Genomic DNA, 23,033 nt, shown 5'->3' with positions numbered 1-23,033 from the left:
CAGAAAGAGAATATCTTATTATTTACCTGATTGGTTATTTATTGGGTCGACGCCTGGAAGCCCTGGATATCGCCAAAAGAATGCTGTAATCCGGAGTCCCTCTTGCGGACATCATGCGTTTTACCGGGGTGTCAGAAGAAGAGTTGGCTGCGGCGAGTCAGTAAAGTTCTGTCTCGCCATTTCAAAAGCTGTCTACACCCTCTGCTTCAACGCCACCAGCAGGTGATGAAACTCGACCGGATGCGAAATAAACGGCGCATGGGCCGCTTTGGCGAAAATGTACGACTCGCTGTGCGGCCAGAGTTTATCCAGCATCGGCACTACTTTGCGCGGCACCAGACCATCAAGATAGCCATACAATCGCAAAAACGGCATGGACACGTTTTGCAGCGGCAGACGGAGATCGACCGTTTTGAGGATTTCCAGCCCACCATTGAGCACGTCCACCTCCGGCATCGGTAACGCCAGTACGGTTTTCTTCAACGCCCGCGCATCCTGGCGCGCCGTTTCAGTACCCATGGTTTGTAACGCCAGGAACCGCTCCACTGTACGCTGAAAATCATCACTCAGCTGCTGCTGAAATCCCGCCAGCACGTCCGGTTTTATCCCCGGCCACTCGTCACGAGCACTAAAACAAGGCGACGACGCCACGGTGACCAGCGCCTGAACACGCTCGGGATGGGTTAACGCAATCTGGCTTGCCACCAGCCCGCCCAGACTCCAGCCTAACCAAATGGCTTTATCAGGTGCCTGTCGCAGCACGGCTTCGGCCATATCAGCAAGCGACAGCGCACCAAATCCCCGACTGCGCCCGAAACCGGGCAGATCAACAAGGTGCAGCGTAAAATGCGAGCTAAGTTCCTCGTCAATGCAACGCCACACTTCGGCATTCAGTCCCCATCCGTGCAGCAGCACAAGATGAACATTCCCCTGACCTTTGGTCTGCCACCAGATGTTATTCATCCGCTATTGTTCTCTTTTGACTTACAAGGATGAACATATGCTAACAGTACCGGGATTATGCTGGCTATGCCGAATGCCGCTGGCGTTAGGTCATTGGGGGATTTGTTCGGTATGCTCACGCGCCGCCCGTACAGATAAAACGTTATGCCCCCAATGTGGATTACCCGCCACACACTCACATCTTCCCTGCGGTCGCTGCCTGCAAAAACCGCCGCCCTGGCAAAGACTGGTCACGGTTGCCGACTATGCGCCGCCGTTAAGCCCGCTAATCCACCAGCTTAAGTTTTCCCGGCGCAGCGAAATCGCCAGCGCCCTGTCACGTCTGTTACTATTGGAGGTCTTACACGCTCGTCGCACCACCGGGTTGCAATTGCCGGATCGCATCATCAGCGTTCCGTTATGGCAGCGGCGTCACTGGCGTCGGGGATTTAATCAGAGCGATTTGCTGTGTCAGCCGTTATCACGCTGGTTGCACTGCCGATGGGATAGCGAAGCCGTCACACGAACACGGGCCACTGCGACCCAGCATTTTCTCAGTGCCCGGCTACGCAAACGCAACCTGAAAAATGCCTTTCGTCTTGAATTGCCCGTGCAAGGTCGCCATATGGTGATTGTGGATGATGTCGTCACCACCGGAAGTACCGTCGCAGAGATTGCGCAGTTGCTTTTACGCAATGGTGCGGCGACTGTCCAGGTCTGGTGCCTTTGTCGAACCTTGTAGAGCCTCGATGATGGGCGTATTATAACCAACTAAAATAGTCAACTATTAGGCCATTACTATGATCCGTATTTCCGATGCTGCACAAGCGCACTTTGCCAAACTGCTGGCAAATCAGGAAGAAGGGACACAAATCCGCGTATTTGTGATTAACCCTGGCACGCCTAACGCTGAATGTGGCGTTTCTTATTGTCCGCCGGACGCTGTAGAAGCCACCGACACTGCCCTGAAATTTGACCTGCTGACCGCGTATGTTGATGAGTTAAGCGCTCCTTACCTGGAAGATGCAGAGATCGACTTTGTTACAGACCAGTTGGGTTCCCAGTTAACGCTGAAAGCGCCTAACGCCAAAATGCGTAAAGTCGCAGACGATGCACCGCTGATGGAGCGCGTGGAGTATATGCTGCAGTCGCAGATCAACCCACAGCTTGCTGGTCACGGTGGTCGCGTTTCGCTGATGGAAATCACCGAAGACGGTTACGCCATTCTGCAATTTGGCGGCGGCTGTAACGGTTGTTCTATGGTAGATGTGACGCTGAAAGAAGGGATCGAGAAGCAGCTGCTGAACGAATTCCCGGAGCTGAAAGGTGTGCGCGATCTCACCGAACACCAGCGCGGCGAGCACTCCTACTACTAAGTTATCCCCTCTTTTGTAGATTGCCCGATGCGACGCTAAAGCGTCATTTCGGGCCTACGTTGAACATGTGCCAGACGTTGGCGCAGCATTGCTTTGGCAAACCCCTCCCTTCGTTTCCCCGCGATAATATGACCAACCTCTCATAATTTAAATTTACCCCGCTCTGGTGATTCTCAAACGCCGGATGTTACCCGTATCATTCACGTGGGTACCAAACATACTCCTGACATCTGACTACAATAATTAGTTTTAGTGGGTATCAGTCGTGGTGCCGCAATATCTCTGTTCCCGATTGGGATAATTAGAGTTTGTCGTCAGAAAATTGACGTTACCCATAACAAATGAAAGGCCAGGTAAATCATGCCATTAGTCATTGTTGCTATCGGTGTAATCTTGTTATTACTCCTGATGATCCGCTTCAAAATGAACGGCTTCATCGCTCTCGTCCTCGTGGCGCTTGCTGTTGGATTAATGCAAGGAATGCCGCTGGATAAAGTTATTGGCTCCATCAAAGCTGGTGTCGGCGGAACGCTCGGTAGCCTTGCCCTGATCATGGGTTTTGGCGCAATGCTGGGCAAAATGCTGGCAGACTGCGGTGGCGCACAACGTATCGCCACCACGCTGATTGCCAAATTTGGTAAAAAACACATCCAGTGGGCGGTGGTACTGACCGGTTTTACCGTTGGTTTTGCCCTGTTCTATGAAGTGGGCTTTGTGCTGATGCTGCCGCTGGTGTTTACCATCGCGGCTTCTGCGAATATTCCACTGCTGTATGTTGGTGTACCAATGGCAGCTGCACTGTCTGTGACCCACGGCTTCCTGCCACCGCATCCGGGTCCGACTGCGATTGCCACCATTTTCAATGCCGATATGGGTAAAACCCTGCTGTACGGTACTATTCTGGCAATCCCGACCGTGATTCTCGCCGGTCCGGTTTACGCTCGCGTGTTGAAAGGTATCGATAAGCCAATTCCGGAAGGTCTCTACAGCGCGAAAACCTTCAGCGAAGAAGAGATGCCGAGCTTTGGCGTCAGCGTCTGGACCTCTCTGGTGCCGGTAGTACTGATGGCGATGCGTGCGATTGCCGAAATGATCCTGCCGAAAGGTCACGCTTTCCTGCCGGTAGCGGAGTTCCTCGGTGACCCGGTAATGGCTACGCTGATTGCCGTGCTGATTGCGATGTTCACCTTTGGTCTAAACCGTGGTCGTTCAATGGATCAGATTAACGACACGCTGGTTTCTTCCATCAAAATCATTGCGATGATGCTGTTGATCATCGGTGGTGGCGGTGCGTTCAAGCAGGTGCTGGTAGACAGCGGCGTGGACAAATACATTGCTTCCATGATGCACGAAACCAACATTTCTCCGCTGCTGATGGCCTGGTCGATTGCTGCCGTACTGCGTATCGCGCTGGGTTCCGCAACCGTTGCGGCAATCACTGCGGGTGGTATCGCGGCACCGCTGATTGCAACGACGGGTGTTAGCCCGGAGCTGATGGTTATTGCGGTGGGTTCCGGTAGTGTGATTTTCTCTCATGTGAACGATCCGGGCTTCTGGCTGTTCAAAGAGTACTTTAACCTGACTATCGGCGAGACCATCAAATCCTGGTCGATGCTGGAAACCATTATCTCGGTGTGCGGTCTGGTAGGCTGTCTGCTGCTGAATATGGTGATTTGATAACACTGACTGCCGGATGCATCGCATCCGGCATCAACCGCACTCTACTTCTTCTTCGCTGCAGCTCTGCGCCGTCTGTCCAAATCCTTCAGCAACTTGTTCACGCCATCATCGGCAAACATCGTCTCAAGCGTTGCGGAAAGCTTGCGTCGCCAGTTTTTATACTGGTAACTGGTGCCAGGAATATTCACCGGTTCGGCCATATCCAGCCAGTCTTCCGGCTGTAGTCCTAACAGAGCACTGTTACTGTCGGCAATGTAGCGCTGCAAACCACGGTTCAGCGTCGGCGTCATCGACATCAACGATGCCTTATGCCCGGCACGTTTTGGCAGACAACCATATTTATGCAGTGCATCCAGCAGCCCTTGCTTCGCCAGTTCGCGATCCTGATACAGACCGCGCAGTACCACTTCATCCGGATACAGCCCCAGGGTTTTGCCCAGCGTTAGATCCCCGCTCTCCCAGTAACCACGCAGCGTTGGCAGGTCGTGTGTCGCCGCAACCGCCATCGACTGCTCCGGGTACGCTTTCGGTGAACGGAACGTCTTCTCGTGGTCGTTTTCGAAATAGAGCACTTTGTAGGAGTACACACCGCTGCTGCGCAGCTTACCGACAATCTCTACCGGTACGGTACCGAGATCTTCACCAATCACCATACAGCGATGACGTTTACTTTCGAGTGCCAGAATCGAGAGCAGATCATCCACCGGATAGTGAACATACGCGCCCTGATCTGCCGTCTCGCCATACGGTATCCACCACAAACGCAGCATCGACATCACGTGATCAATTCGTAATGCGCCGCAGTTTTGCATATTGGCACGCAACAGCTCGATAAACGGTTCATAGGCACGCGCGGTGATGATATGCGGGTCCATTGGCGGCAATCCCCAGTTCTGCCCCAACGGGCCGAGGATATCCGGCGGCGCGCCAACCGACGCTTTCAGGCAATACAGTTCACGGTCGCACCAGGTTTCTGCCCCACCTTCTGCTACACCAACGGCCAGATCACGATACAAGCCAATCGGCATTTCATAGCCCTGGCTTATCTCCCAGCAGGCGGCAAACTGGCTGTAAGCCAGCCACTGCAACCAGAGATAAAAATCGACGTCATCACGATGTTCTTCGCAGAACTGGCGCACTTCTGGTGAATCCACGTTCTGATACATCTCTGGCCATGCTGGCCAGCCCCAGCGCATTTCGTCCTCTTTCACTTGCTGGGCATGTAGCGCATCAAAGGCTGCCTGCCAGAACAGGCTGTCGCCCTGCTCTGCAACAAACTGGCGAAACGCAGTCATCTGCTCATCATCACGTTGCGCGAAACCTTTCCACGCCATTCGTAATGCTGTCATTTTTAGGGTGGTAACCGTGGAGTAATCAACCCAGTCGGCATCCCGCGCCTGTTGCAGCGTCTGTTGCGTGGTCGGCAACTGCCACCAGGCCTGAGCCTCTTCGCTAAGATGGAAATCTTCAACTGCGTTAACGTCGATATAAATCACATTCAGCCAACGGCGAGAAGACGGGCTGTACGGGCTGGCACTTTCCGGATTTGCCGGATAGAGCGCATGAATCGGGTTCAGACCGATGAACGACCCGCCACGTTTTGCCACATCCTCAAGCATCGCTTTGAGATCGCCAAAATCCCCAATACCCCAGTTTTTTTCCGATCGCAGCGTATAAAGCTGAACGCAGGCACCCCACAGCTTTTGTTTATTCAGCAACGCCTGCGGTTCGTAACAGCGTTTCGGGGCGACAATCACCCGGCAATGCGCGCGCTGGTCGTCCTGGGTGAGTGTCAGCGTGTGATAACCTTCCGGCAGCTTCGTCGGTAGATTGAACGCTTTGCCCCCCGTTACATGGCCTTTGTACTGCGTTCCTTCTTCGGTGGTCAGCAGCCAGCTATATTCGCCGCTGCCCTCCACCACCATCGGCATTTTTTTGCCGCTGGTATAAACCATGACATTCGGGACTGGCGTTACCGCCACTTTCGTGGCGGTACGTTGATGCATCGCGTCAAGCAAACGCCGTTTGGTTTCGGCGCTAATCGACTGCGGTTTACCGTGGGCATTGATGTAATTGGGGCTAATACCCGCCGCCAGCGCGGCATTATCCAGACGTTTGCTTTCCATCGAGCTTCCTTAGCGTTTTGCCTGCCAGATACGAGCCTGATAATCGCGAATAGAGCGATCCGAGCTAAACATACCGCAGCGGGCGGTATTGAGGATCGCCGCGCGAGTCCAGGCCTCCTGGTCGCGGTATAGCACATCCACCTGCTTTTGTGCCTCTACATAGGCTGCGAAATCCGCCATCACCAGATACGGATCGCCGCCCTGTTTGCCGATACTGTGCAGCATCTGGTCGAAGGCATGCTTATCGCCGTCGCTGTATTTGCCGCTTTCCAGCTCTTTCAATACTGCGTCCAGCACCTTATCTTTCTTCCGCCATTTCACCGGGTCGTAGCCTTTGGCCAGAATTGCCTTCACTTGTTCCACGGTATGACCAAAAATAAAGATATTTTCTTCACCAACTTTCTCGGCGATTTCAACGTTCGCCCCATCCAGCGTACCGACAGTAAGCGCACCATTGAGCGCCAGTTTCATATTGCCGGTACCGGAAGCTTCTTTACCTGCCGTCGAAATTTGTTCGGAGATATCCGCCGCCGGGATCAGTTTTTCCGCCGCCGAAACGCAATAATCCGGCAGGAACACCACCTTCAATTTGTCGCCAACCTGCGGATCGTTGTTGATCACGTCAGCCACTTTGTTGATCGCAAAGATAATGTTTTTCGCCAGGTAGTAGCCCGGTGCCGCTTTCGCGCCAAAGAGGAAGACGCGCGGTACGCGATCAGCCTGCGGGTTTTCACGAATTTCTTTGTACAACGCCAGAATATGCAGCAGATTCAGGTGCTGGCGTTTGTACTCATGCAGACGTTTGATCTGAATATCGAAAATCGCCTGTGGATTGATCTCAATACCGGTACGAACTTTCACAAACTCTGCCAGACGGACTTTATTCGCCTGCTTGATCTCGCGATATTGCTGACGGAATTTCGCATCATCAGCGAATTTTTCCAGATTGATCAGTTGATCGAGATCGTTAGTCCACTCTTTTTTCAGTGATTTATCCAACAGAGCCGCCAGTGCCGGGTTGCACTGTTTGATCCAGCGACGTGGGGTAATACCGTTGGTGACGTTATGGAATTTGTTCGGCCATAGCTGGTGATATTCCGGGAACAGATCTTTCACTACCAGATCCGAGTGCAGCGCCGCAACACCGTTTACCGCGAAACCGCCAACCACACACAGGTTCGCCATATGCACTTGTTTGTCGTGTACCACCGCCAGTTTGGCCCACACTTTTTCATCGCCCGGCCAGGTTTTTTCCACCAGCGTTTTAAAGCGAGTATTAATTTCGTTAATAATCTGCATGTGGCGCGGCAGTAAGCCTTTCACCAGTTTCACATCCCAGCGTTCCAGCGCTTCTGGCATCAGGGTATGGTTGGTGTAAGCGAAAGTTTTGCTGGTGATGGCCCAGGCGTCATCCCAGCTCATCTGGTGCTCATCGATCAGCACGCGCAGCAGTTCTGGAATGGCGATAGTTGGGTGGGTATCGTTCAGCTGAATAACTTCGTACTCCGCCAGTTCGTGCAGTTTACGCCCCGCCAGATGATGGCGACGCAAAATATCCGCTACCGAACAGGCACACTGGAAGTATTGCTGCATCAGGCGCAGCTTTTTACCGGCAGTATGGTTGTCGTTTGGATAGAGAACTTTGGTCAGTTTTTCCGCGTTGATACCCTGCTGTTCGGCGCGCAGGAAATCACCATCGTTAAATTTAGTCAGATCAAACGGATGCGCATGCGTCGCCTGCCACAGACGCAGTGGCTGCGCCACGCCATTACGATAGCCGACAACGGGGAGATCCCACGCTTGACCGGTAATGGTAAACTCCGGCTCCCAGCGTCCATCTTTCGTCACTTTACCGCCAATCCCTACCTGCACATCCAGTGCTTCGTTGTGGCGGAACCACGGGTAGTTACCGCGATGCCAGTCATCCGGCGCTTCAACCTGTTTGCCATCGACAAAAGACTGGCGGAACAAACCATATTGATAGTTCAGACCGTAACCCGTCGCAGACTGACCGACAGTTGCCATTGAGTCGAGAAAGCACGCCGCCAGACGTCCCAGACCACCGTTCCCCAGCGCCGGGTCGATCTCTTCTTCCAACAGGTCAGTCAGGTTGATGTCATAAGCCTTCAACGAATCCTGTACATCCTGATACCAGCCGAGATTCAACAGGTTGTTGCCCGTCAGGCGACCAATTAAAAACTCCATTGAGATGTAGTTAACATGTCGCTGATTCGCCACTGGCTTGGCGAATGGCTGAGCACGCAGCATTTCGGCCAGTGCTTCGCTCACTGCCAGCCACCACTGGCGAGGAGTCATTTCAGCCGCAGAATTTAAGCCATAACGCTGCCACTGACGTGAAAGCGCTTCCTGAAATTGCTTATCGTTAAAAATAGGTTGTGACATAGGAGTTCCACTTTTCTTAGATTTTCAACACAACGTTATCGCTAGTTTGCCAGGCTCGATGTTGACCTTCCTCATCCTGCGGGGGATTAGGCAGGGAGGAGTTGCGGGGATGAGCAAGGAAATGTGATCTCGACCACTTAAAGCTAGTGCAATCCACAGGATTAGCAGCAAATCAATGCCATACCGCGCAGAAAATCTGTATCTAAGTGCAAAAAATGGCCGTTGCGTATTTTCAAAAAGCGGAAGGTAACTCTATAAATTAAGTAAAGGAGTGAAACAGTTTCACAAGTAAAATATCAAGTGTGCTCCATCTCATTCTTAATAGATTTATTAAGATCATCTTTTTAGATGGCACTTTCATCAGAAATGAAGAAGAAACCCTTGCTTAAATGAAACTGATGAACATAAGGAAAATACCGTACAACCCAGTATTCACGCTGGATCAGCGTCGTTTTAGGTGAGTTGTTAATAAACATTTGGAATTGTGACACAGTGCAAATTCAGACACATAAAAAAACGTCATCGCTTGCATTAGAAAGGTTTCTGGCCGACCTTATAACCATTAATTACGAAGCGCAAAAAAAATAATATTTCCTCATTTTCCACAGTGAAGTGATTAACTATGCTGATTCCGTCAAAATTAAGTCGTCCGGTTCGACTCGACCATACCGTGGTTCGTGAGCGCCTGCTGGCTAAACTTTCCGGCGCGAACAACTTCCGGCTGGCGCTGATCACAAGTCCTGCGGGCTACGGAAAGACCACGCTCATTTCCCAGTGGGCGGCAGGCAAAAACGATATCGGCTGGTACTCGCTGGATGAAGGTGATAACCAGCAAGAGCGTTTCGCCAGCTATCTCATTGCCGCCGTGCAACAGGCAACCAACGGTCACTGCGCGATATGTGAGACGATGGCGCAAAAACGGCAATATGCCAGCCTGACGTCACTCTTCGCCCAGCTTTTCATTGAGCTGGCGGAATGGCATAGCCCACTTTATCTGGTCATCGATGACTATCATCTGATCACTAATCCTGTGATCCACGAGTCAATGCGCTTCTTTATTCGCCATCAACCAGAAAATCTCACCCTTGTGGTGTTGTCACGCAACCTTCCGCAACTGGGCATTGCCAATCTGCGTGTTCGTGACCAGCTGCTGGAAATTGGCAGTCAGCAACTGGCATTTACCCATCAGGAAGCGAAGCAGTTTTTTGATTGCCGTCTGTCATCGCCGATTGAAGCTGCAGAAAGCAGTCGGATTTGTGATGATGTTTCCGGTTGGGCGACGGCACTGCAGCTAATCGCCCTCTCCGCCCGGCAGAATACTCACTCAGCCCATAAGTCGGCACGCCGCCTGGCGGGAATCAATGCCAGCCATCTTTCGGATTATCTGGTCGATGAGGTTTTGGATAACGTCGATCTCGCAACGCGCCATTTTCTGTTGAAAAGCGCCATTTTGCGCTCAATGAACGATGCACTCATCACCCGTGTGACCGGCGAAGAAAACGGGCAAATGCGCCTCGAAGAGATTGAGCGTCAGGGGCTGTTTTTACAGCGGATGGATGATACCGGCGAGTGGTTTTGCTATCACCCACTGTTTGGTAACTTCCTGCGCCAGCGCTGCCAGTGGGAACTGGCGGCGGAGCTGCCGGAAATCCACCGTGCCGCCGCAGAAAGCTGGATGGCCCAGGGATTTCCCAGCGAAGCGATTCATCATGCGCTGGCGGCAGGCGATGCGCTGATGCTGCGCGATATTCTGCTTAATCACGCCTGGAGTTTGTTCAACCATAGCGAACTGTCGCTGCTGGAAGAGTCGCTTAAGGCCCTGCCGTGGGACAGTTTGCTGGAAAATCCGCAGTTGGTATTATTGCAGGCGTGGCTGATGCAAAGCCAGCATCGCTACGGCGAAGTTAACACCCTGCTGGCCCGCGCTGAACATGAAATCAAGGACATCAGAGAAGGCACCATGCACGCAGAATTTAACGCTCTGCGCGCCCAGGTGGCGATTAATGATGGTAACCCGGATGAAGCGGAACGGCTGGCAAAACTGGCACTGGAAGAGCTGCCGCCAGGCTGGTTCTATAGCCGCATTGTGGCAACCTCGGTGCTGGGTGAAGTGTTGCACTGCAAAGGCGAATTGACCCGCTCACTGGCGTTAATGCAGCAAACCGAACAGATGGCACGCCAGCACGATGTCTGGCACTACGCTTTGTGGAGTTTAATCCAGCAAAGTGAAATTCTGTTTGCCCAAGGGTTCCTGCAAACCGCGTGGGAAACGCAGGAAAAAGCGTTCCAGCTGATCAACGAGCAGCATCTGGAACAGCTGCCAATGCATGAGTTTCTGGTACGCATCCGTGCGCAGCTGTTATGGGCCTGGGCACGGCTGGATGAAGCCGAAGCGTCGGCGCGCAGCGGGATTGAAGTCTTATCGTCTTATCAGCCACAGCAACAGCTTCAGTGCCTGGCAATGTTGATTCAATGCTCGCTGGCCCGTGGTGATTTAGATAACGCCCGTAGCCAGCTGAACCGTCTGGAAAACCTGCTGGGGAATGGCAAATATCACAGCGACTGGATCTCTAACGCCAACAAAGTCCGGGTGATTTACTGGCAAATGACCGGCGATAAAGCCGCCGCTGCCAACTGGTTGCGTCATACGGCTAAACCGGAGTTTGCGAACAACCACTTCCTGCAAGGTCAATGGCGCAACATTGCCCGTGCACAAATCTTGCTGGGCGAGTTTGAATCTGCGGAAATTGTCCTCGAAGAACTCAATGAAAATGCCCGCAGTCTGCGGTTGATGAGCGATCTCAACCGTAACCTGTTGCTGCTTAATCAACTGTACTGGCAGGCCGGACGTAAAAGTGACGCCCAGCGTGTGTTGCTGGACGCATTAAAACTGGCGAATCGTACCGGATTTATCAGTCATTTTGTCATCGAAGGCGAAGCGATGGCGCAACAACTGCGCCAGCTTATTCAACTCAATACGCTGCCGGAGCTGGAACAGCATCGCGCACAGCGTATTCTGCGAGAAATCAATCAACATCATCGGCATAAATTCGCCCATTTCGATGAGAATTTCGTTGAACGTCTGCTAAATCATCCGGAAGTGCCAGAGCTGATCCGCACTAGCCCGTTGACCCAACGTGAATGGCAGGTCCTGGGGCTGATTTACTCCGGTTACAGCAATGAGCAAATTGCAGGCGAGCTGGAAGTGGCGGCAACCACCATCAAAACGCATATCCGTAATCTGTACCAAAAACTCGGTGTCGCCCACCGTCAGGCCGCGGTACAACACGCGCAGAAACTGCTGAAGATGATGGGATATGGGGTATGAGTTTAGCCGGATAATGCGCCAGATCCGGCTTACATCTTTACATCATTCAATGCTCACCCGCGTTACGCCATCTGTTTCTATCAAACCAAACCGCACCGGCAAGAAACGCTCCACCACGGCGATATTGGTCAGCAGATGGCATGAGGGATGGGCGACCGTAAATTCCCCCGTACCCGCCAGCGCCATCGGTAGCACCAGTTGGTCGGCGAGATATTCCCCCACCGCCGCCGGGCTTGCCAGGTAGCGTTTCACCTCTTTCACCAACTGTGCCGCGACCACCTCGGCACTGACGCGCTTTTCACCGACGACAAAAAAGCGTTCGGTGATATTTTCACTTTCGACTTCAAGCGAGACGGTATTACCCGGCCCCTGGTCGCGCGGCAGGTTATGAATATTCTGTTCATGCAAGGAAAAACTACCCGCCAGTGTAGCGATTTCACGCTCAGCAACATGGCGCGGCACACCAGCCAGTAGCACCTCTCCACGCATCTGCACAATGTTCCCGCGCTCGCCAAGTTGCAAGCTATTAAACGATGCCACCGGTGAGACTTCCGTTGCTACCACGCCGCCTCCGGCAGGATAAAAACCGTGACGTAACAGCGTGGTTTGCTGATGAACTCCTATTTTCGCCAGCAGCGGCTCCAGCACCCGACGGATAAAATCCGCAGGCGGGGCCGACGGGTTATCGGTGCCGCCGCTCACTTCAACACGCGAAGGTCCATCGGCAAACCACAGCGCGGGCAGCACCGTTTGCAGCACCAGCGTACAACTTCCGGCGCTACCGATAGCAAAGCGGTAATCGCCGCCGCGCACGGTGCCAGGTCGGAAGACCAGACGCTGCGACCCCAGCTCAGCGCCTTCCACCGTTGCCCTACAAATTTCCGCAGCCGCTTTTACCGCGGTCAGATGTTGGCGCAACAGCCCCGGTTTCGCCCGCCCGGCACGAATGCCGGTGATGGTAAATGGCTGGCCGGTTATCATCGACAGGCTCAGCGCCGAGCGCAGGATCTGCCCGCCGCCTTCGCCCTGTGCGCCATCCAGCGCAATCATCCTTTTCATCATTTATCCTTTTACGCACACCACCTGACGCAGGGTATAGATAACTTCCACCAGATCGCTTTGTGCCGCCATCACCGCATCAATATCTTTATACGCCATCGGGATTTCGTCGATCACCTCGGCATCTTTACGGCACTCCACATGCGCGGTGGCACGGATTTGATCTTCCACACTGAACAGTTTTTTCGCTTTAGTACGGCTCATTACCCGCCCGGCACCGTGGCTGCACGAACAGAACGACTCTTCATTTCCCAGCCCACGGACGATAAAGCTTTTCGCCCCCATCGAACCGGGAATAATTCCATATTGACCAGCACGCGCAGACACCGCGCCTTTACGCGTCACATAGATCTCTTCGCCAAAGTGCTGTTCTTTTTGCACATAGTTGTGGTGACAGTTGATCTCTTCCATCGCCAGCGTTTGTGGCTGTTTTACCGTTTTCTGCGTAACGCTCTGCAACGCCGTTACCACGTTTTCCATCATCGCATCGCGGTTAAGGCTGGCAAAAAGCTGCGCCCAGGCCACGGCTTTCAGGTAATCATCAAAGTATTCCGTACCTTCCATAAAGTACGCCAGGTCACGCGATGGCAACGTTTCAAGCGTTTCCTGCATCTCTTTTTGCGCCAGATCGATAAAGTAAGTTCCGATGGCATTACCGATTCCGCGTGAACCGGAGTGCAGCATAATCCACACCTGGTCCGACTCATCAAGGCAGATTTCAATAAAGTGGTTACCCGTTCCCAGCGTTCCCAGGTGTTTATAGTTGTTAGTGTTAAGGAAACGGGGATATTTTTGCGTTAACCACTGATAACCGGCTTCCAGCTCAGCCCATTTCGCATCGACGTTAACAGGCGGATTTTCCCATGCGCCTTTATCACGTTTACAACGCCCGGTAGTACGTCCGTGCGGTACGGCCGTTTCAATCGCCTGACGCAGCTCTGCCAGGTTTTCAGGCAGGTCCGCCGCCGTTAACGCGGTACGCAGTGCGTTCATTCCACAGCCAATATCCACGCCCACCGCCGCCGGAATAATCGCCCCTTTGGTCGGGATCACGCTACCAATGGTGGAACCTTTACCCAGGTGTACATCAGGCATTACCGCAATATGTTTGAAAATAAACGGCATCTTCGCGGTATTAATAAGTTGCTGACGCGCATCGGCTTCTACCGGCACGCCTTTGGTCCACATTTTTACCGGAGCATTTTCAGTGGTCAGTAATTCGTAATTCATTTTGTTTTTCTCTTTTCGTTGTTTGCTGTCCTGATAATTGCAACCGTCGTGCCAGAAAATCAAATAAGCATCTTAATTTTTTAATTCATTGTTTTTAAAAATATTATATTTTTACGTCCGTAAACGGAGATTTCCCGCAAAGCCGATTTACCGATAATGAAATCTCGTCTTTTATAAGGATATCTAAGATGCGTAAAACAGTGGCTTTTGGCTTTGTCGGAACGGTGCTGGATTATGCCGGGCGCGGCAGTCAGCGCTGGTCAAAATGGCGTCCGACACTCTGTCTATGCCAGCAAGAATCGTTAGTTATCGATCGGCTGGAATTATTGCACGACGCCCGCTCGCGCTCGCTGTTTGAAACGCTTAAACGCGATATCGCCAGCGTTTCGCCAGAAACAGAGGTAGTGGGCGTTGAGATTGAACTGCATAATCCGTGGGATTTCGAAGAGGTTTACGCCTGCCTGCATGATTTCGCCCGTGGTTACGCGTTCCAAGCTGATAAAGAAGACTATTTAATTCACATCACCACCGGTACCCACGTCGCGCAGATTTGCTGGTTTCTGCTGGCAGAAGCGCGTTACCTGCCCGCCCGGTTGATACAATCTTCACCACCGCGCAAAAAAGAGCGGCCCGATAGCCCTGGCGCAGTGACGATTATCGATCTCGATTTAAGCCGTTATAACGCCATCGCCAGCCGCTTTGCCGAGGAACGCCAGCAAACGCTTGATTTTCTTAAGTCCGGCATTGCCACGCGTAACTCCCACTTCAACCGCATGATTGAGCAGATTGAAAAAGTGGCGATAAAATCCCGCGCACCGATCCTGCTTAACGGCCCGACCGGTGCAGGTAAGTCATTTCTGGCACGACGCATCTTCGAGCTAAAACAGGCGCGGCATCAGTTTAGCGGCGCGTTTGTGGAAGTGAACTGCGCCACCCTGCGCGGCGATACCGCCATGTCGACGCTGTTTGGTCATGTGAAAGGCGCGTTTACCGGGGCGCGGGAATCGCGTGAAGGATTATTACGCAGCGCCAACGGCGGAATGTTGTTTCTTGATGAGATTGGCGAACTGGGCGCAGACGAACAGGCGATGTTGCTGAAAGCCATTGAAGAGAAAACCTTTTACCCGTTTGGCAGCGATCGCCAGGTGAGCAGTGATTTTCAGCTTATCGCCGGAACGGTGCGCGATTTGCGCCAGTTGGTTGCCGAAGGCAAATTTCGTGAAGACCTGTACGCGCGAATAAATCTCTGGACCTTCACCTTGCCAGGATTACGCCAACGCCAGGAAGATATTGAACCGAACCTGGATTATGAAGTGGAGCGCCACGCCTCACTCACTGGCGACAGCGTGCGTTTTAACACCGAAGCGCGGCGTGCCTGGCTGGCCTTTGCGACCTCTCCCCAGGCAACATGGCGCGGTAACTTTCGCGAACTTTCTGCCAGCGTCACGCGGATGGCCACCTTTGCCACTAGCGGACGCATCACACTGGATACGGTGGAAGATGAGATCAACCGTCTGCGCTATAACTGGCAGGAGAGTCGCCCTCCACGCTTACGGCGTTGCTGGGCGCAGAGGCAGAAAACATCGATCTCTTCGACCGTATGCAACTGGAACACGTTATCGCTATCTGCCGCCAGGCAAAGTCGCTTTCTGCTGCCGGACGTGAACTGTTTGACATTTCGCGCCAGGGTAAAGCCAGCGTCAATGACGCGGATCGGCTACGCAAATACCTGGCGCGTTTTGGTCTGACATGGGAAGCAATGCAGGATCAGCACAGCTCCAGTTGAATATGATGGTCCTTCAGCACCTGCATCACGCTCGCAGGCGGCATCGTGTCGGTGTAGACAGCATCGACCATGCTGATGCTACCCATATTGACCATTGCGTTACGGCCAAATTTTGAGTGGTCGACAACCAGCATAACGTGGCGCGAGTTCTCAATGATGGCGCGTTTGGTGCGAACTTCGTGGTAATCGAACTCCAGTAGCGAGCCGTCGCTATCGATGCCGCTTATCCCCAGAATGCCGAAATCGAGGCGGAACTGGGAGATAAAATCGAGCGTTGCTTCGCCAATGATCCCGCCATCGCGGCTGCGTAATTCGCCACCGGCAAGAATGATACGGAAATCCTCTTTTACCATCAGCGTGTTAGCGACGTTGAGATTGTTGGTCACAATGCGTAAATTGCTGTGATTAAGCAGCGCGTGCGCCACCGCTTCCGGCGTGGTGCCGATATCGATAAACAGCGTCGAGCCATTGGGAATTTGCTCCGCCACTTTGCGGGCGATGCGCTCTTTTTCTTCGGTCTGGGTGGCCTTGCGATCGTGCCACGGCGTATTAACCGAACTGGAAGGCAGCGCCGCACCGCCATGATGGCGCAGGATCAGGTTTTGCTCTGCCAGCTCGTTGAGATCGCGGCGAATAGTCTGCGGGCTAACGGAGAAATGCTCTACCAGCTCCTCGGTGCTGACATAACCCTGCTGTTTAACCAGTTCGATAATACCGTTGTGACGTTGTGTTTGTTTCATTGATAAATCCCTGGAATTATTTTCGTTTTCGCGCATTGAGCGAATCAACAAAAGCCATCGCTAAACCCACGGCTAACCCGGGGCGGTTCAATGTGTGCTCCGTTCGCCATCGACATCCCAAACAAATCAAACCATCCGGCGACAATCCAGATCAACGCAAAGATAATTAACCCACGTTGCAGGTAAATGCCACTTTGCGGATCGCGTTCGCCACGTAGCCAGACGTAGCCCATCAGCGCATACACCACGCCAGAAAGCCCGCCAAACCACGGCCCGCTGAATTTTTGCTGCACATAGCCGCTTAACAGGGCGCTAATGAGAGTAATGACAATTAGCTTACCGCTACCGAGGCGTTTTTCCACCGCACCGCCGAGATACCACCACCAGAGCAGGTTAAAGAGGATATGCATCAGCGAGAAGTGCATTAACGCGTGGGTGAAGTAACGCCAGAACTCAAACTTCAGCGTCGGATCGAATGGCCAGGCCAGCCATAACATCACTTCCTGATCGCCGAGAATTTGCATGGCGATAAACACCACCACGCAGGCGATCATCATCACCCAGGTTACCGGACCTGCGCGTTCACGCAAGGCGGCAAAGAAAGGATAACGGCGATAATGCAGGCCACTGCCGGTATGGCCCGCCTGCCAGCTGGCCGCCAGATAACGCGGATCTGCCGGGTTTTCGAGAAAACGCGCCAGCTCCGCCCGCACGCGCTCGGCCTGGGACTCATCCGCCAGCCAGACATCGCTTTGGTTATGTTGTTGAATCGTGAGGATAACACCCTGCGTCGCCATGTAATCAACAAACGCCTGCGCCACGCGGGGGTTAGCAAAAGAGGTAATCATCAACATCGTTGCTGTCGCTTATTCCACACAAAAGGGGACAGTATAAAGCGTTACGCGCCGTACGCCACCTCTGCGGGAAACTGGCGCTGCCAGGCTTCAAAACCGCCATCAATGCTGTAGACCACATCGTAGCCCTGTTGCAGCAGATACTGCGCCGCGCCTTTGCTGCTATTGCCGTGATAACACATCACCATCACCGGTGTGTCAAAGTCGTTATCACGCATAAACGCGCCCAGTGTGTCGTTAGTTAAATGGAAAGCCTGGGTCGCATGCCCCATTGCGAAACTCTGTGGATCGCGAATATCGACCAGCACCGCCTCTTTTTCCTGCAACTTCTGGTGCGCGTCGGCAACGTTAATACATTCGAACTGATCCATGCGTCTCTCTTTCTTTACAAACAAGTGGGCAAATTTACCGCACAGTTTACGTCGAAGCGGCAGATAAACGCCATAATGTTATACATATCACTCTAAAATGTTTTTTCAATGTTACCCAAAGCGCGATTCTTTGCTAATATGTTCGATAACGAACATTTATGAACTTTAACGAAAGTGAATGAGGGCAGCATGGAAACCAAAGATCTGATTGTGATAGGTGGCGGCATCAATGGTGCTGGTATCGCGGCAGACGCCGCTGGACGCGGTTTATCCGTGCTGATGCTGGAGGCGCAGGATCTCGCTTGCGCGACCTCTTCCGCCAGTTCAAAACTCATTCACGGTGGCCTGCGCTACCTTGAGCACTATGAATTCCGACTGGTCAGCGAGGCGCTGGCTGAACGTGAAGTGCTACTGAAAATGGCCCCGCATATCGCCTTCCCGATGCGTTTTCGCCTGCCGCATCGTCCGCATCTACGCCCGGCGTGGATGATTCGCATTGGTCTGTTTATGTACGATCATCTGGGTAAGCGCACCAGCCTGCCGGGATCAACCGGTTTGCGTTTTGGCGCAAACTCAGTGTTAAAACCGGAAATTAAGCGCGGATTCGAATATTCTGACTGTTGGGTAGACGACGCCCGTCTGGTACTCGCCAACGCCCAGATGGTGGTGCGTAAAGGCGGTGAAGTGCTTACTCGTACTCGTGCCACGTCTGCTCGCCGCGAAAACGGCCTGTGGATTGTGGAGGCGGAAGATATCGATACCGGCAAAAAATATACATGGCAGGCGCGCGGCCTGGTTAATGCTACCGGCCCGTGGGTGAAACAATTTTTCGACGACGGGATGCATCTGCCTTCGCCTTATGGCATTCGCCTGATCAAAGGCAGCCATATTGTGGTGCCGCGTGTGCATACCCAGAAGCAAGCCTACATTCTGCAAAACGAAGATAAACGTATTGTCTTCGTGATCCCGTGGATGGACGAGTTTTCCATCATCGGCACCACCGATGTGGAATACAAAGGCGATCCAAAAGCAGTGAAGATTGAAGAGAGTGAAATCAATTACCTGTTGAAAGTGTATAACACGCACTTTAAAAAGCAGTTAAGCCGGGACGATATCATCTGGACCTACTCCGGCGTGCGTCCGCTATGTGATGATGAGTCCGACTCGCCACAGGCCATTACCCGTGATTACACCCTTGATATCCATGATGAAGACGGCAAAGCCCCGCTGCTGTCGGTATTCGGCGGTAAGCTGACCACCTACCGCAAACTGGCGGAGCACGCGCTGGAAAAACTGACGCCATATTATCAGGGCATTGGTCCGGCGTGGACGAAAGAGAGCGTGCTGCCGGGTGGTGCCATTGAAGGCGACCGTGACGATTACGCCGCCCGCCTGCGCCGCCGTTACCCGTTCCTGACCGAATCGCTGGCACGTCACTACGCGCGCACTTACGGCAGCAACAGCGAACTGTTGCTCGGCAATGCAGGGGCGATAAGCGACCTCGGTGAAAATTTCGGTCATGAGTTCTACGAAGCGGAGCTGAAATATCTGGTCGACCACGAATGGGTCCGCCGCGCCGACGATGCCCTGTGGCGTCGCACGAAACAAGGCATGTGGCTAAATGCGGATCAACAATCTCGTGTGAGTCAGTGGCTGATGGAATATACGCAGCAGAGGTTGTCGCTGGCGTCGTAAGGATGATGCCCGGTTGCGAAGTGCAACCGGGCTATTTGAATTCCTTAGACTATTCATTGTAAATAATTGAATAACGGCCCCAGAGCTAAAATCGCCAAACTTAAGCACGTTACCCAATCGCCCCACTTCTTCCTATGGCTTCTATTTTTGCTACGCCACTGGCAATAATATCCCAACGCAAAACCAAGCTGGGCACTAATCGGGCCGACAAAATCAGTCCACGGCTGCGGCCAAAAAGGGGAAAAATTCAGGGGAAGCCAGACAAATGTCAGAAAGAAATTTCGGATATTTTCCAGCAACGCTGATTTCTCTGGAGAAATATAAAGAATGAAATTCGAGAGAATTAACCAGAAATAGACCGGAGAAAAGACCAGCCAGCAATGTAGCCTGTTTTTTAATTCAGGAGGCATTCTGCGGGAGAATTGCCAACCGATGCCACCCATTACACTGAAAAAAAGTGCATATTCAACCAATAACTCAAGTTGTAATTCCTGAAGAGAAATACGCACAACCAGGAGCGGAAAGGAGAATATTATTTCCGCCAGAAAAGTTAACGTGAATATAAGTACGGCTAAGGCAATAACCGTCGGCCATACCAATAATGGTACGATAACAAAACCGAGAATTACAGGGGGAATATAAAGCCGGAATTTAATCATTTTTATTTTCCTGGTGATTCGGATGATGCGTCATACATCGCGCATAAACACTCATCAATCATCCAGTCGTCTTCCCAGATCTGATACTGTGTGCCCTGTTCGGGCTGCTTAAGCGGGTTCTCAATCGCCTGCCGCGCGCGTTCTTTCAGGATGGATTGATTGTTGAAGGCCCAGGCATTGATTTGGGCGGTAATGGCTTTATCGATATCGTCCTGGTTATCTCTGATATAACCGTCACGATACGTATTCAATAAACAGGCAAGAGACGCTGCCGACCAAAATCCGGGAACTGAAATAATGGCATCAAGCAATGGCGAAAGAGCGATATCGGCACGGAAAAACATTTCCAGCTTGTACTGTAATTCGACAGCCTCATCCCCGGATACCCAATCAGTCATATACTGGCAAGCAAATTGCTGCAATATTTCCCGTTCATCCTCACGCCAGTTTTCTTTACTGGCAAGGTTTATACGCCGTAGAGAAAATACTTCGTGAATATTGTCAAATTGCCCCTGCGCAACAAACTCCAGTAAACGAGGCAGAAAATAACGAACCTCATCGCTGTTTTGCGGATCAGGTCCTGGACTACTATTCCAGGCATTGATTAAGGAATAAGGAATCGCTCGCAACGATGTATTCCGTAATGCTTTTTGTTCCTGTTGACTCAGACAATATTCACAACAAACCACAAATTGCTTCGGCGCCGGATAACGACGAAAAATATGATATATCTGCTCAATTAATGCCTGCATGGCAGGAGTGGGGGGCATAATTACCCCCTCGCCCGCTGATCGCGTGTAAAGGGTTGATAGACAAAACGAGCATTCGCCGCATTCAGGCGAATAATGGCACTACGAGAGAGGGAAAAGCTGGGCCGAATGCAATAATTACAGTCCCAACAGCTTTCCTCTGTGCAATTTTCCACTGAGTAATGACGCGCGTAGAGTTTCAGTTCAGCCTGCTTATCGCGAAATCCGCGTAAACTGTTATCGTTTTGAAATTGCCAGGCTTCTTTAAACACTTGAAAGATATAAACATCCTCAATCCAGGCGTCACATTTTTTAAGCGGGCGCTTTGCTATGATCACCCGCTCATCCGGGTTGAGCATCGCCGTAAATTGTACGGTGAAGTCATTTGTTGTGTTCAGATCACATTGAACATCTGGTACATCACTGATATAGAGGGCAAATCCAAAGTCAGCACCACAGGCACAAAGACGGCTAATGGTGGCGGTATCGAGGGAAAATCCCGGCCATACATTGCTGGACGTTAAACCAATATTTAATGTGACATCGTATCGAGATAATCCCTCAAGACCGGCAGCACCGGCGAACTTTTCCCCTTCATCCAGGACCTGGTTAATGAGTTGCTGAACAATGCCTTCATCCCAGTATGTTGATTTGCAGTGGGCAATCGTAATATCCACGCCAGTGAATGGATCAGTACCGGAGAAGTTTGCAAATAACGTATCAACTAACTCCATTTTTATTATCCGGCTTAATGCAACATTTTATTCATCGGCACATAACCTACATTTTCTACCAGGTTTTGCCCCTGTAGAATTAAAAATATTTTTTATTTTACATTCTGTTCATCCCTATTATTGCATTTTATTTTGCGGTGATGGCTAAACCGATTCGGTACTGGCTCAAAAATTACTGATATTCCACTCGCAATATAGCCAGTGCATTATAACGACCTGCCGCAGGCACTTTTCCAGTTGTACTAACAGGTAAAGTCAGGAAAGTAACATCAGCAGTTTGCGCAGAAGCCGTCTGGTTTTCCACCAATCTGAATGGAACGCCTACTGATGTTGCCAGAGCATTTAAATCTACGGAGTTTTGCTGACTATCCATAATCATAATACCAACATCAGGATTATCTTGTGCCTGAATAATACTTTGTTTCCCATTGGTATCACGTGTAGCTGAAATGTTACCGTCGAATACCAACGTCATTACCGCATCTGTATCTTTATTCGTACAATTAATCGGAATAGTGGTTGCTACAGGAGTAACACCAGCGGGCTTCGCTCCGGCACCAGCCCGGCTCAATTCACTGGCCCACACATCCGGCATATTAACAGTAAAACTCGTACCCTCATTAATTGTGCAACCTTGCGGAACCTGAATATCCAGGTTGCTGATCCAGGCATTAAATAATGGTACTGGCCCATGTTCCGTTTGCCGCTGACTGGCATACAATGAAACTAAAAGTACATTATTCAGAGAGATATCAGAGATAATCTTTTTATCCAATTTAATTTTAATATAGCCCTCTGTTCCTGAAGACCAATTTGATGGTTTACTTCTATCCGTTGGATAATTAGTACTATAATTATAAAATGGTACTGTTTTATCTGTCTGTGTCCCATTTTTATTATAGAGTTTAACATGTGTAGAAATTGATATTTCATGCGTCACTGGAACAAATATATCACTCCCCTGTTGAATACCAGATGTACCAGATGGATCAATACCTGACACTCCGCTAAAATATACCTCATAATTGCTAATGGAATTACAATAAGCCTTATACAGACCAATTTTCCAGTTTTTTTCGGGCAGAATAGTACCTGGTATATTATTATTTATATCTGAAATAATCGTTGTGCCAAAATTATAATAAAAAACAGCCGGTGTGGTATTGTTTTCTGGAGATCCAGGATAGCAAAACTCACGATCCCGGCCCATTTCAGCATAGGCTACAACATGGTAACCCAAGAATAAAAAGATTATAAAAATAACTTTCAGCTTATATCCGGTATAAGTAATCATATTATTT

At 51.4% G+C, this 23,033-nt stretch carries 16 protein-coding genes and 2 pseudogenes; 6 read left to right on the top strand and 12 right to left on the bottom strand.

The window, feature by feature from the left end:
• Positions 1-192 precede the first annotated feature (192 nt).
• A complete protein-coding gene (gene bioH / locus EAS44_RS02405) occupies positions 193-963 on the bottom strand; it encodes a pimeloyl-ACP methyl ester esterase BioH (protein ID WP_001060078.1) in 771 nt (256 codons plus the stop codon).
• Positions 964-1,000: 37 nt separating this feature from the next.
• On the opposite strand from bioH, the gene gntX reads away from it, so the two are divergent.
• From gntX to gntT, 3 genes are all read left to right on the top strand, one after another.
• A complete protein-coding gene (gntX, locus tag EAS44_RS02400; protein ID WP_001308099.1) occupies positions 1,001-1,684 on the top strand; it encodes a DNA utilization protein GntX in 684 nt (227 codons plus the stop codon).
• Between the two features lie 58 nt (positions 1,685-1,742).
• Positions 1,743-2,318: a Fe-S biogenesis protein NfuA gene (gene nfuA / locus EAS44_RS02395; protein WP_000619389.1), complete on the top strand. Its 576-nt coding sequence runs from the start codon at positions 1,743-1,745 to the stop codon at positions 2,316-2,318.
• A 360-nt stretch (positions 2,319-2,678) separates the two neighbouring features.
• Positions 2,679-3,995 (top strand): gluconate transporter, encoded by a 1,317-nt coding sequence (gntT, locus tag EAS44_RS02390; RefSeq protein ID WP_001131758.1) that lies wholly within the window; start codon positions 2,679-2,681, stop codon positions 3,993-3,995.
• A gap of 44 nt (positions 3,996-4,039) precedes the next feature.
• Here the strand turns inward: gntT and malQ are convergent, their stop codons facing one another.
• Together malQ and malP are read right to left on the bottom strand one after the other, a co-directional pair.
• Positions 4,040-6,124, bottom strand: coding sequence for a 4-alpha-glucanotransferase (gene malQ, locus EAS44_RS02385; RefSeq protein WP_000444330.1), 2,085 nt, complete (start codon positions 6,122-6,124; stop codon positions 4,040-4,042).
• Between the two features lie 9 nt (positions 6,125-6,133).
• Complete coding sequence (gene malP / locus EAS44_RS02380; RefSeq protein WP_000081889.1) at positions 6,134-8,527, bottom strand: maltodextrin phosphorylase; 2,394 nt, start codon at positions 8,525-8,527, stop codon at positions 6,134-6,136.
• Positions 8,528-9,149: 622 nt separating this feature from the next.
• Here malP and malT point away from each other — a divergent pair.
• Positions 9,150-11,855 (top strand): HTH-type transcriptional regulator MalT, encoded by a 2,706-nt coding sequence (gene malT / locus EAS44_RS02375; protein ID WP_000906972.1) that lies wholly within the window; start codon positions 9,150-9,152, stop codon positions 11,853-11,855.
• A gap of 42 nt (positions 11,856-11,897) precedes the next feature.
• Here the strand turns inward: malT and rtcA are convergent, their stop codons facing one another.
• Together rtcA and rtcB are read right to left on the bottom strand one after the other, a co-directional pair.
• Entirely contained in the window at positions 11,898-12,914 is a 1,017-nt protein-coding gene (gene rtcA / locus EAS44_RS02370) for an RNA 3'-terminal phosphate cyclase (protein ID WP_001350819.1), read from the bottom strand.
• A 3-nt stretch (positions 12,915-12,917) separates the two neighbouring features.
• A complete protein-coding gene (rtcB, locus tag EAS44_RS02365; RefSeq protein WP_001105471.1) occupies positions 12,918-14,144 on the bottom strand; it encodes an RNA-splicing ligase RtcB in 1,227 nt (408 codons plus the stop codon).
• A 188-nt stretch (positions 14,145-14,332) separates the two neighbouring features.
• On the opposite strand from rtcB, the pseudogene rtcR reads away from it, so the two are divergent.
• Positions 14,333-15,930: pseudogene (gene rtcR, locus EAS44_RS25240) on the top strand (DNA-binding transcriptional regulator RtcR).
• Here the strand turns inward: rtcR and EAS44_RS02355 are convergent.
• The 3 genes and pseudogenes from EAS44_RS02355 to glpE all read right to left on the bottom strand — a co-directional run bounded on the left by EAS44_RS02355 (position 15,912) and on the right by glpE (position 17,895).
• Positions 15,912-16,670, bottom strand: coding sequence for a DeoR/GlpR family transcriptional regulator (locus EAS44_RS02355; RefSeq protein WP_001296480.1), 759 nt, complete (start codon positions 16,668-16,670; stop codon positions 15,912-15,914). The pseudogene rtcR and the gene EAS44_RS02355 overlap by 19 nt on opposite strands.
• A gap of 16 nt (positions 16,671-16,686) precedes the next feature.
• Positions 16,687-17,524 (bottom strand): annotated as a pseudogene (gene glpG, locus EAS44_RS02350) (rhomboid family intramembrane serine protease GlpG).
• Positions 17,525-17,568: 44 nt separating this feature from the next.
• Positions 17,569-17,895: a thiosulfate sulfurtransferase GlpE gene (gene glpE, locus EAS44_RS02345; RefSeq protein WP_000371926.1), complete on the bottom strand. Its 327-nt coding sequence runs from the start codon at positions 17,893-17,895 to the stop codon at positions 17,569-17,571.
• A 189-nt stretch (positions 17,896-18,084) separates the two neighbouring features.
• Here glpE and glpD point away from each other — a divergent pair, with 189 nt between their 5' ends.
• Positions 18,085-19,590 carry a glycerol-3-phosphate dehydrogenase gene (gene glpD, locus EAS44_RS02340; protein WP_000448161.1) on the top strand — a complete coding sequence of 502 codons (1,506 nt, stop codon included), beginning with the start codon at positions 18,085-18,087 and terminating at the stop codon, positions 19,588-19,590.
• Between the two features lie 53 nt (positions 19,591-19,643).
• Here the strand turns inward: glpD and EAS44_RS02335 are convergent, their stop codons facing one another.
• The 4 genes from EAS44_RS02335 to EAS44_RS02320 form a co-directional block, all read right to left on the bottom strand.
• Entirely contained in the window at positions 19,644-20,249 is a 606-nt protein-coding gene (locus tag EAS44_RS02335) for a hypothetical protein (RefSeq protein ID WP_000589346.1), read from the bottom strand.
• Between the two features lie 2 nt (positions 20,250-20,251).
• Positions 20,252-21,019, bottom strand: a complete 768-nt coding sequence (locus EAS44_RS02330; RefSeq protein ID WP_001135327.1) for a hypothetical protein — start codon at positions 21,017-21,019, stop codon at positions 20,252-20,254.
• A gap of 2 nt (positions 21,020-21,021) precedes the next feature.
• Positions 21,022-21,732 carry a hypothetical protein gene (locus tag EAS44_RS02325; RefSeq protein ID WP_000424214.1) on the bottom strand — a complete coding sequence of 237 codons (711 nt, stop codon included), beginning with the start codon at positions 21,730-21,732 and terminating at the stop codon, positions 21,022-21,024.
• 172 nt (positions 21,733-21,904) lie between these two features.
• Positions 21,905-23,026, bottom strand: a complete 1,122-nt coding sequence (locus EAS44_RS02320; RefSeq protein ID WP_000634198.1) for a fimbrial protein — start codon at positions 23,024-23,026, stop codon at positions 21,905-21,907.
• Positions 23,027-23,033: the final 7 nt, after the last annotated feature.

The organism is Escherichia coli DSM 30083 = JCM 1649 = ATCC 11775 (assembly GCF_003697165.2).
Lineage (GTDB): Bacteria > Pseudomonadota > Gammaproteobacteria > Enterobacterales > Enterobacteriaceae > Escherichia > Escherichia coli.
This window is presented reverse-complemented; position numbering and strand designations above follow the sequence as displayed.

Bases quoted from the DNA above. Each gene is read 5' to 3' on its own strand.
- bioH (WP_001060078.1), bottom strand. From the start codon at position 963: ATGAATAACATCTGGTGGCAGACCAAAGGTCAGGGGAATGTTCATCTT.
- gntX (WP_001308099.1), top strand. From the start codon at position 1,001: ATGCTAACAGTACCGGGATTATGCTGGCTATGCCGAATGCCGCTGGCG.
- nfuA (WP_000619389.1), top strand. From the start codon at position 1,743: ATGATCCGTATTTCCGATGCTGCACAAGCGCACTTTGCCAAACTGCTG.
- gntT (WP_001131758.1), top strand. From the start codon at position 2,679: ATGCCATTAGTCATTGTTGCTATCGGTGTAATCTTGTTATTACTCCTG.
- malQ (WP_000444330.1), bottom strand. From the start codon at position 6,124: ATGGAAAGCAAACGTCTGGATAATGCCGCGCTGGCGGCGGGTATTAGC.
- malP (WP_000081889.1), bottom strand. From the start codon at position 8,527: ATGTCACAACCTATTTTTAACGATAAGCAATTTCAGGAAGCGCTTTCA.
- malT (WP_000906972.1), top strand. From the start codon at position 9,150: ATGCTGATTCCGTCAAAATTAAGTCGTCCGGTTCGACTCGACCATACC.
- rtcA (WP_001350819.1), bottom strand. From the start codon at position 12,914: ATGAAAAGGATGATTGCGCTGGATGGCGCACAGGGCGAAGGCGGCGGG.
- rtcB (WP_001105471.1), bottom strand. From the start codon at position 14,144: ATGAATTACGAATTACTGACCACTGAAAATGCTCCGGTAAAAATGTGG.
- EAS44_RS02355 (WP_001296480.1), bottom strand. From the start codon at position 16,670: ATGAAACAAACACAACGTCACAACGGTATTATCGAACTGGTTAAACAG.
- glpE (WP_000371926.1), bottom strand. From the start codon at position 17,895: ATGGATCAGTTCGAATGTATTAACGTTGCCGACGCGCACCAGAAGTTG.
- glpD (WP_000448161.1), top strand. From the start codon at position 18,085: ATGGAAACCAAAGATCTGATTGTGATAGGTGGCGGCATCAATGGTGCT.
- EAS44_RS02335 (WP_000589346.1), bottom strand. From the start codon at position 20,249: ATGATTAAATTCCGGCTTTATATTCCCCCTGTAATTCTCGGTTTTGTT.
- EAS44_RS02330 (WP_001135327.1), bottom strand. From the start codon at position 21,019: ATGCCCCCCACTCCTGCCATGCAGGCATTAATTGAGCAGATATATCAT.
- EAS44_RS02325 (WP_000424214.1), bottom strand. From the start codon at position 21,732: ATGGAGTTAGTTGATACGTTATTTGCAAACTTCTCCGGTACTGATCCA.
- EAS44_RS02320 (WP_000634198.1), bottom strand. From the start codon at position 23,026: ATGATTACTTATACCGGATATAAGCTGAAAGTTATTTTTATAATCTTT.